The following is a 15,512-nucleotide window of genomic DNA, read 5'->3' as shown; positions in this document are numbered from 1 at the left end:
ATCAAGGGCTGGGCGGCGGGGCCAGATCGGCGAGGAGCTGGTCCAGGACCAGTTCCTCCTCGATACGGCGGCCGGCTTCGTGGAGGGCACTGGCGAGCGGGAGGTCCCAGGGTGTCGCGGCGGGGACGCCGGTGAGCGCCGCGGTGTCCGGGTACTTGGCAAGGGCCGCGCGGTAGTCGGACGCGGTGTAGTGCCACGGGGTCCATGGCACGTTGGCGAGCAGGCGGGTGGCGATGCGGATGCCGCCCCAATCGAAGTCGCCGTGGTAGTGCAGGGTCCATCCGATGTCGGCGTAGCGGCGGAGCAGGTGCAGGGCTGCGCTGCTGGGCTGGCCCTGGAGGCAGATCAGCGGTGCGCTGAAGGGGCCGAGGCGGTCGGCGGCGGCGAGGACGACCGCGGGGTTCTCGCAGACGTACGCAGTGCCACCACGGGGTGGGCGGGGCGCGTCCCGGATGAGCTGACGAAGCGTCAGCACTGCGGGCTGGCCGACCGATCCAAGGGCGGTCAGGGCGCGGCCGGTGGCGGTGTCATGGTCGCCGGGCAGGTTGAGGGTGAGGACCTGGGAGGAGATCTCGTCGAGGAGCAGGCCGGCGGCGGCCCAGGTGTCGCGGCGGGCCTGGGCGCCGGTGCCGGGCGGCGTGCCGGTGAGGGCTCTGATGGCGTCAAGGGTGAGGGTCGCCAGTGGCCCCTGGTCGAGGGCGTGGGCGTGGCCGGTGTGCTCGGCGGCGAAGGTGCTGAGCGAGCACGGGGGTGAGACCGGGAGCCGGGTGAGCAGCCGGGCGAGGGTGGCGAGGAGCGGCGCCGCTTCTTCCGGAGTCCGGGCCAGGCGGCGGACCAGGCCGGCGGCGTGCAGTGAGGCGTACCAGTCCTGGAGTCCGGGCCGTACGGCCACGGCGTCGGAGAGTGGGGCGAACGCGCGCTGCCAGGCCAGGGCCAGTTGGTCGGCCGCCTCCCGGCGGGGTGTGACCGGCCCGGTGAGCGCGACGACGGCGGCGGCGAGTCCGTCCGGGCTGGCGCCGCTGGCCCGGAGTACCTGGTCCACCGCCGACAGGGAGACGGACAGTGAACGGCCGGGGCGCGGCGCGCGGCCCAGCAGTCCGGCGACGGCCGCGCGTTCGGCGTCGTCGGCTGCCGTCCGGGTGACCGTGTCGTCGAGCGACTGCCCGGTCTCCAAGCGTCGGCGGACCCGCTCCACCAGCCAGGCGAGGTCGGGTCCGCCGAGCAGGCGGCGCAGGCGGGTAATGTCCGGGCTCACTCGAACAGGTCGCCCTGGCGCTGGGACGGCATCGCCGCGGCAGGTTCCTCGATCCGCGTGCGGTGGTGACCGTCCCACTCCCAGCGGGTAACGAGCACGGCCGCGATCTCGTCGACCCGGGAGAGCTGAGCGATGGCCAGGCCCGGGACCTGCGGGTAGCAGCCCCATTCGCGTTCGGAGGTCATCACCACGTCCAGGTCGAAGGCGGCGAGCAGGCCGAGGGACTTGGCCCGGGAGTCGTCATCCACACCGGCGAAGGCCTCGTCCAGGGTGACCAGCCGTGGTGCGTGCGGGTTGCCCGCCGAGGCGTAGTGCGAGGAGGCGGCGGCGAACAGCGGCAAGGAGACGGAGAGCACGCGCTCGCCGCCGGAGGCAGGGCCGGTGGCGGACTGCCACTTCCCGTGCTGGTGACGCTCGATGCCGAACTCGTGCCAAGAGCGGTAGTCCAGGGCAGTGGTGAGGTGTTCCAGCCAGGTCCCGGACGGATTGTCGGTGCGGGCCCGGTCGATCTGCGCCTGGAGGAACTCGCCGAGGGCGGCGCGGTCGGCGGCCGTCCAGGCGTCGGAGGATTGGCGCAGCAGGCGGTCGCGGGCGGCGGCCAGCCCGCCGGGGGCGTTGCGGGCCGGCCGCCAGACCAGCCGCAGCAGCATGCCGGTGCTGGTCGGGCGGTCCTTCAGCTCCTCGTTCATCCGCAGCACCTGGTGCTCAGCCGCGCTGACCAGCTCCTGGAGGGTGCCGGCCACTTCGGTGATCAGATGGTTCTCCAGGATCTCCTGCTCGCGGGCGGAGAGCAGCTGCTGGCGGTCGGCGACCTCGTCGGCGAGGGCGGCGGCCAGCTCGGGGACGGATCGCTCCCGGCCCTGGAAGACGATGTCGACGACCAGGCCGTCCTCCAGCATCCGGGCGGCCGCCGTGTGGCCGTGCCGGGCGAGGGCGTCGGAGAGGTCCTTGAGCTCCTCGGTGATCCTTCGCTGGACGCGTTCCCAGGCGGGGTCGGAGTCGTCGACGGACTCCAGCTCGCGCTCGATGGCGCGAGCGAGGCGGACGGCCGGCTCGGGTGCCCAGGATTCCGACGGGTGTCCGAGGTCGGGGAGGGCGACGGCGAGCAGTCCGGTGGCGGCGAAGCGGCGCAGCGCGTCGATCGCCTCGGCGCGAGTCCGTGCGGTGTCCTCGATCTCGGTGCTCACCCGGGTGCGCAGGGCGTCGGCGGCTGCCTGGCGGCCGGTGGCGGCGTTCTGCTCTCGGCGGGTGGCGCGCTCGGTCTCCTCGCAGTCGCGCAAGGCGGCGACCACCTCGGCGAGCCGGCGTTGCAGCTCGGCGACGGCGGCGCCGACGGTCGCGGCGAGCGTCTCATGGCGCTCGCCGGCGGCGACGGCCTCCCGGGCTGCCGTGCGGGCGCGCATCTCCAGTTCGGCGGCGTGCTCGGCGGCGCGGGCGTGGTCGGACTCCTCGGTGGTCAGCGCCGCCCGGGCGGCGCGCATCTCGCGTACGGCGGGCCAGAGCGCTGCCAGCGCCTCGCGGTAGGAGCCCAGGGCCTCGCGTACTTCGCGCAGGCCTGCGGCGGTGGCTGGCAGCCCCAACTCTTCGGTGAGACTGTGCAGTTCGGTGGCAGCCTGGTCGGCGAAGGCGGCGGCCCGGGTGGTCTCGCGGTCGGCGGTCTCGCGGCGGCCGGTGGCTCGGCCGTGCTCCCGGTGGGCGGCCGACACGGCGGCGTGGGCGGCGCGCAGGGCGGAGTCGTCCGGCAGGGCGGCCTGTTCCGCCGCCAGCGTGCGTACGTCGGCCTCCAGGGCCTCGGCCTGGGCCGCCAGCTCGTCCATCTGCTGTGAGAGCAAGGCGAGTTCGGCCTCGATGGCGTCGATCCGAATGCGTCGGGCCTGTTCGCGGGCGCCCTCGCCGAGGTACTCGGCGGCCGGCTTGGACCAGGTGCCGGTGAGCACGCCGAGGCGGAACCGGCCGTCGAGGCCGATCCAGCTGCCGGCGCCCGGGAGTTCGTCGTCCGGGCCGACCAGGCCGATTCCGGCCAGCAGCCGGGACACCAGCTCATCCGGCACGGCTGCCGCAGCGGGGTCGGCGCGGTCCACCGCCGGGCGCAGGAGGCCGGCCAGTGACGGGCCGTCCACCGGTGCGCCGACGGTGACGAGGGTGTCCCAGGTATCGGCGGACATCACCGCGCCGTTCGGGCCGACCCAGGCGTCAAGCAGCCCAGATGCCTCCAGGGCGGCTTCCATCCCGGCTTGTTGACGTTGCGTCAGAGACGTCTCGGCGGTGAAGTCGACCAAGCGCCAGAGCGGGGCGCCAGGTCGGCCGTGCCGGGCTTCGGCGGACCGGGTGTGCGGGGTGCCCGGCCCGCGCTGCCCGCCGGCTCGGAGTCCGGCCAGCTCGGCCCGCAGCCCGTCCGCCCGCTGCCGGATCCCCCGCTCCTCGGCCTCCAGCGCCGCGCGGCGCCGGGCGAGTTCGGTGCCGGCGGCTGAGGCGGCCTGCTGCGCGGCCGCGCGGGCCGGATCAGCACCGGCCAGCGTGCCGACCCACTCGGCGAGCTCGTCGAGCACCCCCTCCGGGGCGGCCGGACGCAGCTGGGTGCAGGCCGCGAAGTGCGTGCGGACGGCTGCGAGATAGCCCTCGCCCGCCCTGGTCGCGCTCTCCTCGGCCTCGGCGCGCAGCTCGGCCCGGTGGGCCAGCTCCGCGTCCGCGTCCTCCTCGCGGCGGCGGGCCCGGGCCAGCTCCCGCGCCGCCTCCTGGGCGGCGGCCAGCTGCTGCTCGGCGAGGGCGACCGAGCGCTGCCGACGGTCCGTCAGCTCGGTGGCGGACCGCTGTGCGGCCTCCGGAGTGTCACCGCCGGTGAGCGGGCAGGCGATCCGGTCGGCGTGTTCGCCCTCCAGCCGGGCGGCGGCCGCCGCCTCGGCAGCGCGGGTCAGCGCGGTGTCCTGGGCCCGTTCGGCGGCCTCGGTGCGGGAGCGCGCGGCGCCGAGCCGGGCGACGTACCTGGCCAGCTCGCCTTCGGCGCGGGTACGGTCGGCCTCGGCGCGTTCGGCGTCCCGGGCGGTGCGCTCGGCCAGGTCTGCGGCCTGCTCCAGCTCGCGGGCGCTGCGCATCCCGGGGCCGGCCCGCAGCGCCTCGTCCCGGGCCCGCAGGCCGCTGCGCCGCTCGTCCAGCTCCTCCAGCCTGGCCCCGGCCTCGGCCAGGGCGGTACCGGCCGCCTCGAACTCCTCCTCGGCGGTGTTCAGTTCGGTGCGCAGCGTCTCGTACCGGGAGTGCTGTGCGCGCGGTGCGCGGGCCTTGCGCCGGGCAGCGACCTGGGCGTAGCGGCGGTAGTGCTGGAGGAAACCGGTGGCGGCGCGCTCGGCGGCCACCATCACTGCCAACTGCTCCTTCTCCTCGTCCAGCGAGCGGAACGCCTCGGCGACGTCGGCGACCACCGCCTGGTCCATCGGCGGCAGTGACTCGGTCAGCGCCTGGGAGAGCGCCTTCTCGCTGGGCCGCTTGGACAGCTGCGGCTGGCGTAGCTGCACCAGCAGGTCCACCAGGGCGGCGTACCGCTGCTCGCCGAGGCCGAACAGCGCCTCGTCCACCGCCCGCCGGTACGCCCGCGCGGAGTCGTACACCAACCCGCGGCCGTCCAGCGCCTCCGCGAGGCGGTCCCGGGTGATCGCGGCTCCGGTGGAGTCCAGCAGCTTCAGGCCGCCGTCGGCCGGGTCGGCGCCGATGCGGCGGTCGGTGACGAAGTACCAGTGCCGGGCGATGCCCCGGCCGCTGACCGCTTTCAGACCGCAGCCGAGGGTGGTGTAGTGGGCCGTGCCGTCCTCGTCCAGGCGGCCGAACTCGATCCAGGTGTAGCCCAGGCGCTCGGGATGCGGGTGCTCGCCGCCGAGCAGCAGGTTCCACTCCATCCGCTTCTTCGGGTCGGCGTCCGGCTCGACCCGGTGCGGGGAGAGGTCGCCGTCCAGCAGGAACGGCAGGGTCAGGGCGAGCACCTTGGACTTGCCGGTGCCGTTGTTGCCCCGGAACAGCAGACGGCCGTCGCGGAAGTGGAACTCCTCGACGTCGTAGTAGAAGAGGTCGACGAGTCCCACCCGCAGCGGCTGCCAGCGGGTACGGCCCGGCGCCGGCAGCAGCGTCTCGACAGCGGTGTTCATCGCGTCCTGCCCTTCTTGCGGTTCACGGTGGTCTTCTTCTTGGGGGCGCTCTGGCCGGGCTCCAGCAGGACGGTCTCGCCCACCCGGTAGCGGTCCAGTGCCGGACGGGGACGGACCGCCGCGGCGCCATCGGCGTCCACCGTGCGCTCCAGCAGCCCGAGGGCCACCAGCCGTTCCACGGCCTGTTCGGCCAACTCCGTCTCGGCGCCGGAGACGGTGGCGCTGCGGCGCCAGAAACCCGCGTGGTCCAGCGCCCAGCCCGCCACCTGGCGGTGCAGCTCGGTCAGCGGGACGGTGCCGCCTCTGCCGGCCAGGTACTCGGCCGCCAGCAGCGCCACATGGCCGTCGGTGCCCGACTCCGGCATCCGCAGGTCCGTCAGGTCGTCGTCGGGGTCGACCATCGCCACGCCCTCGGCCCTCACCTCCGGCACCAGACCGGTGAGTTCGGCGATCCGGCGGGTCAGCGCGCCTCGCTGGGAGGTGAGATAGGCGGCCTCGGCCTCGGACAGCTCGTCCACGTACAGCACCGGGTCGTCCAGCAGGCGCCGGGTCAGGGTGTGCCGCAGCGCCCGGTTGCGCAACTCGTCGCTGTCCGGCAGCACCTCGGCGTTGAGCTCGGCCAGGCGCTGCTCGAAGCCGCCCGTACGGACGGTGCTGGGGCCCCGCCGGGCCACCAGCAGCCCGGCCAGCACCCGGCGGTCCACGTCGTACAGGGCGTCACCGGCCGACTTGAGGAAGGCGTCCTCGTCGCCCGCGACCTTGGCCAGCACCCCCCAGCCGAGCAGCAGCCGGACCACGGCCACCAGGTCAGTGCGCTGCTCGCGGTCGGCGAGCGTGAAGGGCTGACTGGCAGCTCCGCCGCGGGCGACGCCGGCCGCGTCGAGTGCCGGGTCCGCCGCCGCCAGCACCACCTGCTCCGCCAGCCGGCCCAGCGCGATCTGCTGCTCGGCGCGTTCGAGCACGGCCAGGCACAGGCAGACCAGGACATAGCGGCGCCGGGAGAACGGCTGCCCGGTGCGCTGGTCGCGCGCCGGGTGGGTCGGATCGGTGTCCCGGCCGGGGATCCGGCGCAGCCGGGCCACTTGGGAGTCCACCAGCAGGGCCCAGCCGGTGTTGCGCTCGAACCACGTCCGCAGTTCGGTCGCGTGCTGCCGGACCAGGCGGAAGTCGTCAGTACCTGCTCGCAGCAGGGGCCGACGCAGCAGTGCCCGGGCCGCCCGGCGGACCTCGTCGGCCCGCTGCGCGGCAAGCGCATCGCCCAAGCGGTTGTCGTTCATCGTCCGCTCCCCCCGGACTCGCGCTCGGCCGCCAGGTCGATGATCTCGACCAGATGCTCGGGACCCCACAGGATGCCGTCGACGGTGTGGATCTCGGAGATTCCGCCGCCACGCAGCCCCGTCAGCCTGATCTCCATCGTTCCGTCGTTGGTGGTGGCAGCGACCGAGTCCATGCCCGGCCGCCAGGCGGACAGCGCGTCACCGAGGAGCAGCAGGAACAGCCGGAAGGCATCCCGGTCCAGCTCGCCCAGCTCGCTGAGCCGCACCTCACCCCGGGTGGCCAGCCGCGCACGCGCCGCCGCCGTCTGCTCGGCCTGTTTGCGGGCCAGTTCGGCCAGGTACGTCCTGGCCTCGCTGCGGTCCTGAACGGCCCGGGCCCGGCCGCGCCGCTCGTACGAGCCGGTACGGCGCAGCTGCGGGCTGATCCGCACTCCCGGCGCGTCGTACCACGACGCGGAGGCGGGCACCGGGTCGGCCTCCCGCTCGGCCAGCGCCTCCTGATCGACCGTCAGATGCCGGGAGGAATGCAGTCCGAACGCGGATCGCCAGAGCCGGTGCCGGGCATCTTCGTCCGGCGCCTCGGCGAACCAGCGGGCCAGCTCCCGGAAGTCGGCCGAACGGTCCGAACGACCGGCCCGGCGCTCGTTCAACGCCTGCACGACGGCGAGCAGCTGGGGAACCGCCTGGCGGGCGGCGGAACGCAGCAGCTTGGCCTGGGAGTTGCGGCCCGGGACGCTCAGGAACCAGGCCCGCAGCCCGTCCCAGCGGCCGTGCCAGCGGCGCTCGGCGGCGGCCAGCGCCTCGGCGGCGGCATCCGGTGCCGCATCGGACGCCTCACGCTCGGCGGCAAGCCGCAGCAACGGCTCGACCAGCCCACCGGGAGAAGCACCCAACTCCTCCAGCAGCCCGGCGATTTCGGCACCCCGGGTGACCAGGTCCTCGATGAACCGCTCCAGGTACTCGATCAGCCGCTGCTTGTAGGCGAGGAACACCTCCACCTCTGCCTCGTGCAGATCGACCGTCCGCTGCAGCGAGTTCATGAACGCCCGTGCGTTGTCCGCCAGCCCGGAGAAGCGGTCCACCAGGGCGAGCAGCGCCAGATGCACCACCGCCGGATCCGGTTCGCCCCGGTCGGCCAGGGCCAGCAGCGCCCGCAGCTGCACGGCGATGTCCGCCAGCGCGACCGCCTGCAGCTCGCCGCGCCTGCCGAGCGCCTCGTCATACGCCGCCAGGGCCTCCTCGGCAGCCTCGCCGGCGCGGGTGAGCTGGTAGATGTGCCGGGAGCGGTAGAAGTCCTCCAGCGCGGTGACCCGGCTGGTGTCCGGGTCGGCCCGCAGGTTCCCCCACCTGGCGAGCCGCTCCAGCGCCGTCGCCACCGGCTCCAGCGCCGGACGGCCCTCCGGCGGCAGCCCGAGGTGGACGTCCTCGGGGCGCAGATGGACGGTGAACTCCTGCTTGGCCCGGACGAACACTCCCATGACCTGGCGGTAGAGCGCGGAGTGCTCCGTGGTGAGATGGGTGAAGGGCTGGTACGGCCCGCTCTCCCGGGCGGCGGCGCCGACCGGTGAGGCCGCGCACGGGTCGTCGACGCTGGTCATGGCGCCCTATTGTGCCGTACGGGCGAAGGCGCTCCGGCGCTTCGCGGAATCCGCCCGGGCCGGCTCCTTCACTCGCGTACCATGCCGACGCCGCGGATCCGCCCGCAGGCGTGCTCGTGACCGCGGGAACGACGCTCTGCGACTCGCTCGTGAGCACGTCGTGGGGATCCCCCGGCTGAGCATGTGCGGTCGGCTCAGGGCGCGGCGGCAGCGTTGCCGCCGCTCCGTTTCCCTGAGCCGCCGCCTCCGGCTGCTGGTTCGGCCGGACACCGGCCTGCGGTGGCACCGCGACTGGGATTCTGAGCTCGCGTCAGGCCTTCGACGGAACCGGCAGGACGGGAAGCCGATCGGAGGCCGAACGCGTGCTGCTCCGGCTACCGGACACCGGAAGGGACTTCGGCGGTCCCCGTCTACCGGCGCTTGAGCCCGGCCTTGGTCAGCCGTGAGAGCGCAGCCCTGAACTCGGCCGCCTGAGAGTCGGTGAAAGCGGCTTTCAGTACGGTCGCGGACACCGGTGCGGCGCCCGGCCTCCTCACCAGCACCGTCCAGGCCAGGGAATTCTCCACCGCCTTGGCGACCGACGCCCACGGGGTCCGCAGCTCCCCGGACTCCGTACGGATGACCAACTCCTCGTCGTTCATCACGACGGACGTCGGACCGGCGGAGCGCTGCGCGGCTCGGGATGCGAGCTTCGTGGTGACCACCGTGATGTTCTGGACCTGCAGCAACCCGCAGATGAGCGCCGCGATCGCGAAGAAAACACCGCCCGCCGTCAGGCAGACCAGCGCCAGCAGGAACCACGCCCCGGCAATGACTATCCGATGCCTCAGCCGCCCCCGCTTCCCCAGGTGCCTACCGAGGAACAGCATCAAGCCGCCAAAGCCTTCCTGACGCATCATCGACGCAAGATGGCCGCCGAGTGGCCGGATGAGGGTCCTGGTATCCCTAACGCTGTCCCCAGGGCCCTCCGGTCGTGGGGCTGGCTTGCCGACAAACACCTGGTTCTGGTGCACTTTGCCGTCCACGCGGGTCAGTACGCCGAGGCCGCACGGTCCTGGGCGGTGGTGATCGACGTTCTGCACGAGTGGAAGGACGACCCGGACTTCCCCGGGATCCTGCGCGGTCCGGTTGCCGCCGACCTCGAAGTCGGGGCGCCGGGCCTCCGCCCGCAGCTCGGGGTGATCGGGGGCTCTGGTGGAGTGGTCACCGGTGGTGCGTCCTCTCTCATGGGGTGGGCAGCATCCAACTCGAAGGCAGGACGCTTTCGGGCGGCAGGGAGGGCGCTGGAGGCGGTGGCGCGGCGGGCCGGAGGCCGTGCGTCACGCCTCTGCGACGGCTTCCAGCGGGCGAAGGGCGGCTGCCCGGCGGGCTGGGACGGCGGCCGCGACTGCGCCGATCGCGAGGGACACCAGGCACATGAGGAGCAGCGTCTCCCAGGGCAGCGCCAGGGAGTACTGAGCCATTGCGCCGTTGGCCAGCGCGCCGACCGCCCAGGCGCTGAAAAGCCCGCCTGCCAAGCCCAGCAGTGTGCCGAACGCGGCGACGGTCACCGACTCCAGGCGGATCATCCGCCGGATGCCGTGGCGGTCCATGCCGATGGCGCGCAGTACGCCGATCTCGCGGGTGCGTTCGGCGACCGACATGGCCAGGGTGTTCACGATGCCGAGCGAGGCGATCACGACGCCGATGGCGAGCAGCCCGTACATCAGGGTGAGCAGGTTGCTCATGGTGCCGGCGGCCTCACGGACGAGTTCCTGTCGGTCCTGCACCTTCAGCAGCGGGTTGTTGCCCACGGCGGTGCGCAGCCGGTCCTCGGTGGTCTTCGAAACTGCGCCGCTGTCGGTGCGGACGAGGATCCGCTGGACGGAGCGGGGCATGAAGCCGTTCTGCTGCACCTCGGTATGGGCGCCCAACGCGTCGTGGGCGGTGGGGTTGTCCTTGTAGACGGCCACGACGGTGTACTGCTTGAAGCCCTGGTTGCGGCCCATGCCGGCGTTGATCCTGCCGCCCGTGCTCAGGCCGTGTTCCCGGGCGAGGGTGCTGGAGACGGCGATCCGGCCCGGCCCGAGGTCTGCCAGGGAGCCGCTGACGACGTCGAGCTTGATGACGGCGTTCACGGTGTCGGGGTCGATGCCGGAGATCTGCTGGGTACGGCCGCCGATGAACAGGGTGGAGTCCGTGACGGCAGTCGCGGTCCGCACCCCGGGTGTGTCGGCCACCCGCTGTCCGGCGGCCGGGTCGATGCCGGTTGTGGGGGTGCGGGTGCTGATCACGTAGTCGGCGCCGAGGCCGGCCGCGGCTTGGTGGTCGAGGGCCTGCCCGGTGGAGTTGCCGATGACGGCGAGCCCGGTGACCAGTGCCGTGCTGATCATCAGGGCGGAGGCGGTGGCCGCGGTGCGCCGCGGGTCGCGCAGCGCGTTCTGCTGTGCGAGGTGGCCGGTGATCCCGAAAAAGCGGCCGGTCAGTCGTCCGGTCAGCCAAATCACGGGGGCGGCGAGCAGCGGCGCCAGCACGATCACGGCGATGACGAGGACGGCGCAGCCGAGCATCGCGCTTTGCAGGTTCTCCTCCGAGGCGTCCTTCGCCCCCGTGAGCGAGATCAGCAGGCCGGCGCCGAGGACGAGGAGGACCAGCCCCACCGCGCCGCGGATCCGGGATCGGGTGGTGGAGGGCGGCTGCTCGGCCGAGCGCATCGCCTCGACGGGCGCGACCTTCGCCGCCCTGCGGGACGGCAGCCACGCGGCGAGCACGGTGACTCCCACACCCACGCCGAGTGCCGCCACGATGGGGCGTGGGCCGATCACCAGGGGGCCGTGGGGCAACGTGTCCGCGCCGGTGCTCAGAACGTCGGGCAGTACGGAGGCGATGCCGAGGCCGAGCAGGGAACCGGCCGCTGATGCGGCGAGGCCGACCAGGAGGGCCTCCCAGAGGATGGAGCGGACCACCTGGCGGCGCGAGGCGCCGATCGCCCGAAGCAGCGCGATCTCACGGGTGCGCTGGGTGACGAGCATGGTGAAGGTGTTGACGATGAGGAACGAGCCGATGAACAGCGAGACCCCGGCGAAGACCAGCGGCAGCTTCTCGTAGCCCCGGGTCAGGGTGTCGACGAGGATGCCCTGCTGGGCGGCCTGGGCGCTGCCGCTGGTGGCCTCGGCCCGGTCGGCCGGGAGTACGGCGGTGACCCGGTCGGAGAGCTCGAACTGGCTGGTGCCGGGTGCGGCGGACAGGTCGATCCCGGTGTAGTGGCCCGGCGACGCGAACAACCGCTGGGCGGTCGTCTTGTCGAACAGGGCGAGGGTGCCGCCGGCGGTCACCCGCGTGTCGGTGGTGGTGACGATGCCGACGAGCCGCTTGGTCATGACCGGGCCGTCGGTGGCCAGCGTGACCGTGTCACCGATGTGCAAGCGGCCGGCGACGGCGGTGCCGCTGTCCACGGCGAGTTCCTCGCCGTTCCTGGGAGCGTGGCCATTGACCAGCGGATAGCGGCTGTCCTTGCCGTCCTCACCGGGTACGTAGGCGGCGGCCAGGTTCGCCCACGCCTTGCCGGCCCGCAGCGGGCTGCCGTCAGCGGCGTTCAAGGTGGCCGAGCCGTCGACCGACGGCCGCATGGCGGTGACACCGGGTACGCCGGCCAGTTTCCGCGCGAGCGCGTCGTCGAGCACGCTGGTGCGCTGGTTCGCGGCTGCCCCTGGCGGGGGCTCCTTCGGGGTCACGCTGACCGCGATGTCCGCGAAGTTCTTCGACGCGGCGGCGCGGTAGGCCGCGGCAGAGGAGTCCGCGAAGACGAGGGTGCCGCAGACGAACGCGACACCCAGGCAGACCGCGAGGACGGTCATGACCAGACGGGCCTTGTGCGCCAGGACGTTGCGCAGAGCTGTTCGCAGCATGGGGGGCTTTCGGGAGTCTGAGAGGTACGGGGGGATGGAGATGTGCGGCACGCGTTGCGCGGAGCCCGGGAGGCGGGCTCGACGGATGCGAGCGGGTGGCCGGTTCGGCGCTGGTGTGTGGGCGGGTCAGCTGGTGCGTGAGCGGGTGTCGAAAGCCTTCATCCGGTCCAGGACCCGGTCCGGGGTGGGATGTGTCATCTCGTCGACCAGGCGGCCGTCGGAGAGGAAGACCACGCGGTCGGCGTAGCCGGCGGCGACAGGGTCGTGGGTGACCATGACCACGGTCCGGCCCAGCCCGCGTACGGAGTCGCGCAGGAAGCCGAGGACCTCGGCCCCGGCGCGGGAGTCGAGGTTGCCGGTGGGCTCGTCGCCGAAGATGATCGCGGGGCGGGAGACCAGGGCGCGGGCCACCGCGACGCGCTGCTGCTGCCCGCCGGACAGTTGTGAGGGCCGGTGGTCAAGGCGCTGGGAGAGGCCGACCATGGAGACCACGTGCTCCAGCCACTGCTGGTCGGGTCGGCGTCCGGCGATGGTCAGCGGAAGCGTGATGTTCTCCAGCGCGGTCAGCGTCGGCAGCAGGTTGAACGCCTGGAAGATGAAGCCGATCCGGTCGCGGCGCAGCTGGGTGAGCTGCCGGTCGTTGAGCGTGCTCAGTTCGGTGGTGCCGATGCGCACGGAGCCGGAGCTGACCGAGTCGAGCCCGGCGGCGCAGTGCATCAGGGTGGACTTGCCGCAGCCGGAGGGGCCCATGATCGCGGTGAACTCGCCCTCCCGGAAGGCGATGCTGACACGGTCCAGGGCGACGACACGAGTGTCGCCGCTGCCGTAGACCTTCGACAGGTCGGTGGTCGCGGCCGCGATCCCGGTCGTCGGGTGCAGCGCGTGCATGGCAAGGGGGTCGGCGGTCACAGGGGACTCCTCTTCGGGTGCGCAAGGGGTGCAGTCCGAAGGGTGTCCGGGGAATGTATCGGAGTCTGGACCGCCGTGTATCGGCGTCCGCGCCGCTTCGTAGCAGTTCTGTAGGGGCCGGGCGTCAGGCCGGCAGGTGCAGGGTGGCGACGGCGCCACCGTCCGGGGCGTTGTCCAGGCGCAGCTCGGCGCCGAGAAGCCGGGCCTGGCCCAGGGCGATGGTCAGGCCCAGGCCGTGGCCCGTGCCGCGCTCCGTCGCGCCCGTGTGGAAGCGGCGCGGGCCGTCGAGCAGCAGGTCCGGGGGGAAGCCGGGGCCGTGGTCGCGCACGACGACCGTATGGCCCTCGACGCTGACCTGCACCGGGGTCTCTCCGTGCCGGTGGGCGTTGACGACGAGGTTGCTGACGATCCGTTCGAGGCGGCGCGGGTCGGTCTCCACGGTCGTGGCAGCCTCTGCGCGATGCGCGTCGGCGACGGTGACCTCGGTGTCGAGGCCGGTGCGCGCCACGGCCTCGGAGACGACCGCGCCGAGCGGCACATGGGCACGGACCGGCTGTTCGGCGCCCGCGTCCAGCCGGGAGATCTCCAGCAAGTCCTCGACCAGGCCGCGCAGATCGCGCACCCGGGCCCGGAGCAGATCCTCCGTCTCACCGGGCGGAAGCAGGTCGGCGGCGGCCAGCAGACCGCCGACGGGGGTGCGCAGCTCGTGGGCCACGTCCGCGGTGAACTGGCGCTCGGTGCGCAGCCGTCGGCCGAGACTGTCGGCCATGAGGTCGACGGTGGCGGCGATGTCGGCCACCTCGTCGCGGCCCTTGGTGGGTCCCGTTCGGGCGTCCAGATCCCCGGCGGAGATCCGGCCCGCGGTCTCGGAGACCCGCCGAAGCCGACGGCCGAGCAGCCCGGCCCCGTAGGCCGCCAGGGGCACGGCCGCCGCGAGCGCGACCAGCGAGGACACCGCCATGCTCACATCGAGCCGTTGCAGCCCGTAGAGCTCCGAACTCATGTTGACCTGGACGGCCAGCACCCGGCTGCCTGGACCGCCGACCCGCTGGGCGGCCCAGACGCTCGGCCCCACGTTTTCGTCGACGCGCCCGTCGTAGGCCGTATGCCGGTCGCCGTCGGCCGGGTGCCGCAGTACGGCGGGCAGCGCGGCCGGATCGAGCTCGGCACCGCCTGTCAGCGTTCCGGTGCGCCGGTAGACGTCCATGGCCGAGTACACGCCGTTGAATGCCTGTGCTTCGGCCCGGTCGCGGATATCCTGCGCGGTCCACACGTGCACCAGCACGCCCACCGCCCCCGCGACCAGGCAAGCCGTGGCGGCGGCCAGCGCGGCGATCTTCCAGCGCAGGGACGCGCGGGCCGGCCGCAGCCGGTGGAAGGGGCGCACCGGTCTCAGCGCCTGAGCTTGTAGCCGAAGCCGCGGACCGTCTCGATCCGGTCCCGGCCCAGCTTCCTGCGCAACCGTTGCACACACAGGTCCACGACCCGGCTGTCGCCGTCCCAGCCGTACTCCCAGACGTTGCGCAGCAGGGTGTGCCGCTCCAGCACGACGCCCGGGTGGGCGGCGAACTCCAACAGCAGCTTCAGCTCGGTCGGGGTCAGCGCCACCGGGCTTCCGGAGACGGACACCTCCAGGCCGCCGGTGTCGATGGTCAGGTCCCCGAAGACCAGCATCTCCCGGTCGGACGGTGGCAGCCCCTCGCCTGTGGCGCGCTCATGTCCTGGGGCAGGCGCGTAGGTCGCCCGCCGCAGGAGCGAGCGGATGCGTGCCACGAGCACGTAGGTGTCCACAGGTTTGACCACGTAGTCGTCCGCTCCGGCCTCCAGACCGGCGACGACATCGAGCCCGTCGCCGCGAGCGGACATCATCAAAACGGGCACCAAGCTGGTCTCCCGGACTTTACGGCACAGGCCGATCCCGTCCAGACCAGGCAGCATCACGTCCAGAACCAGCAGGTCGAAGCTTTCGTCGCGGAAGAGCTCCAGCCCCGCCAGCCCGTCGGCCGCGGCCTTCATCCGGTAGCCGTAGCGCTCGAGAGCGACGGTGAAGGACCGGCGCATCAGGTCGTCGTCTTCCACCAGCAACACGCGAACAGGGCGCGGAGAGGCCGGAGCCGGGGCGGACGAGGACACGGGCGGATGACTCCTGTTCGGACGGTCCAGGTGAGACAGCGGTCCCGGCTGCACTCAACTCACGCGCAGCCGGCGACCGAAAGGAACGATACGGCAGACACCGCGCACGACAACTGCGTCACACAGCGGACACGCGTCACACTCCCCACAGCCTCCTCCAGCCGCGAACCCCCAGGTCAGATTAGGTGGCACCGGCCCGGGCAGCTGCCGGGTCCATGGCACTCCAACACCTTGCGGGCCTCCCTTCACTGTGGCCCGGCGCATTGATTCGATGGACAACCAAGCGCTCCCCGATACCCACCGGATACAAAACCCGCCCA

Annotated in this window: 9 protein-coding genes; all 9 read right to left on the bottom strand. The window is 73.0% G+C overall.

All coding sequences use genetic code 11. The features are described from left to right. Position 1 precedes the first annotated feature (1 nt). Positions 2-1,255, bottom strand: coding sequence for a TIGR02679 family protein (locus P3T39_RS21440; protein WP_280700083.1), 1,254 nt, complete (start codon positions 1,253-1,255; stop codon positions 2-4). Continuing rightward, entirely contained in the window at positions 1,252-5,388 is a 4,137-nt protein-coding gene (locus P3T39_RS21435) for a TIGR02680 family protein (protein ID WP_280700082.1), read from the bottom strand. Before P3T39_RS21435 ends, P3T39_RS21440 begins: the two co-directional genes overlap by 4 nt. Beyond that, entirely contained in the window at positions 5,385-6,665 is a 1,281-nt protein-coding gene (locus P3T39_RS21430) for a TIGR02678 family protein (RefSeq protein WP_280700081.1), read from the bottom strand. The genes P3T39_RS21435 and P3T39_RS21430 overlap by 4 nt, the downstream gene beginning before the upstream one ends. After that, positions 6,662-8,263, bottom strand: a complete 1,602-nt coding sequence (locus P3T39_RS21425) for a TIGR02677 family protein (RefSeq protein ID WP_280700080.1) — start codon at positions 8,261-8,263, stop codon at positions 6,662-6,664. The genes P3T39_RS21430 and P3T39_RS21425 overlap by 4 nt, the downstream gene beginning before the upstream one ends. Positions 8,264-8,673: 410 nt before the next feature. Further along, entirely contained in the window at positions 8,674-9,345 is a 672-nt protein-coding gene (locus tag P3T39_RS21420; protein ID WP_280700079.1) for a YcxB family protein, read from the bottom strand. 237 nt (positions 9,346-9,582) lie between these two features. Next, positions 9,583-12,150, bottom strand: a complete 2,568-nt coding sequence (locus tag P3T39_RS21415; RefSeq protein WP_280700078.1) for an ABC transporter permease — start codon at positions 12,148-12,150, stop codon at positions 9,583-9,585. Positions 12,151-12,276: 126 nt separating this feature from the next. Next, entirely contained in the window at positions 12,277-13,038 is a 762-nt protein-coding gene (locus P3T39_RS21410; RefSeq protein WP_280700156.1) for an ABC transporter ATP-binding protein, read from the bottom strand. A 145-nt stretch (positions 13,039-13,183) separates the two neighbouring features. Next, positions 13,184-14,446, bottom strand: a complete 1,263-nt coding sequence (locus P3T39_RS21405) for a HAMP domain-containing sensor histidine kinase (protein WP_280700077.1) — start codon at positions 14,444-14,446, stop codon at positions 13,184-13,186. Between the two features lie 5 nt (positions 14,447-14,451). Next, entirely contained in the window at positions 14,452-15,147 is a 696-nt protein-coding gene (gene cseB / locus P3T39_RS21400; RefSeq protein ID WP_280700076.1) for a two-component system response regulator CseB, read from the bottom strand. Between the last annotated feature and the right edge of the window lie 365 nt (positions 15,148-15,512).

The sequence above is a fragment of the Kitasatospora sp. GP82 genome (assembly GCF_029892105.1).
Lineage (GTDB): Bacteria > Actinomycetota > Actinomycetes > Streptomycetales > Streptomycetaceae > Kitasatospora.
Note: the sequence above shows the minus strand (reverse complement) of the source record. Positions and strands in the feature narration are given on the sequence as shown.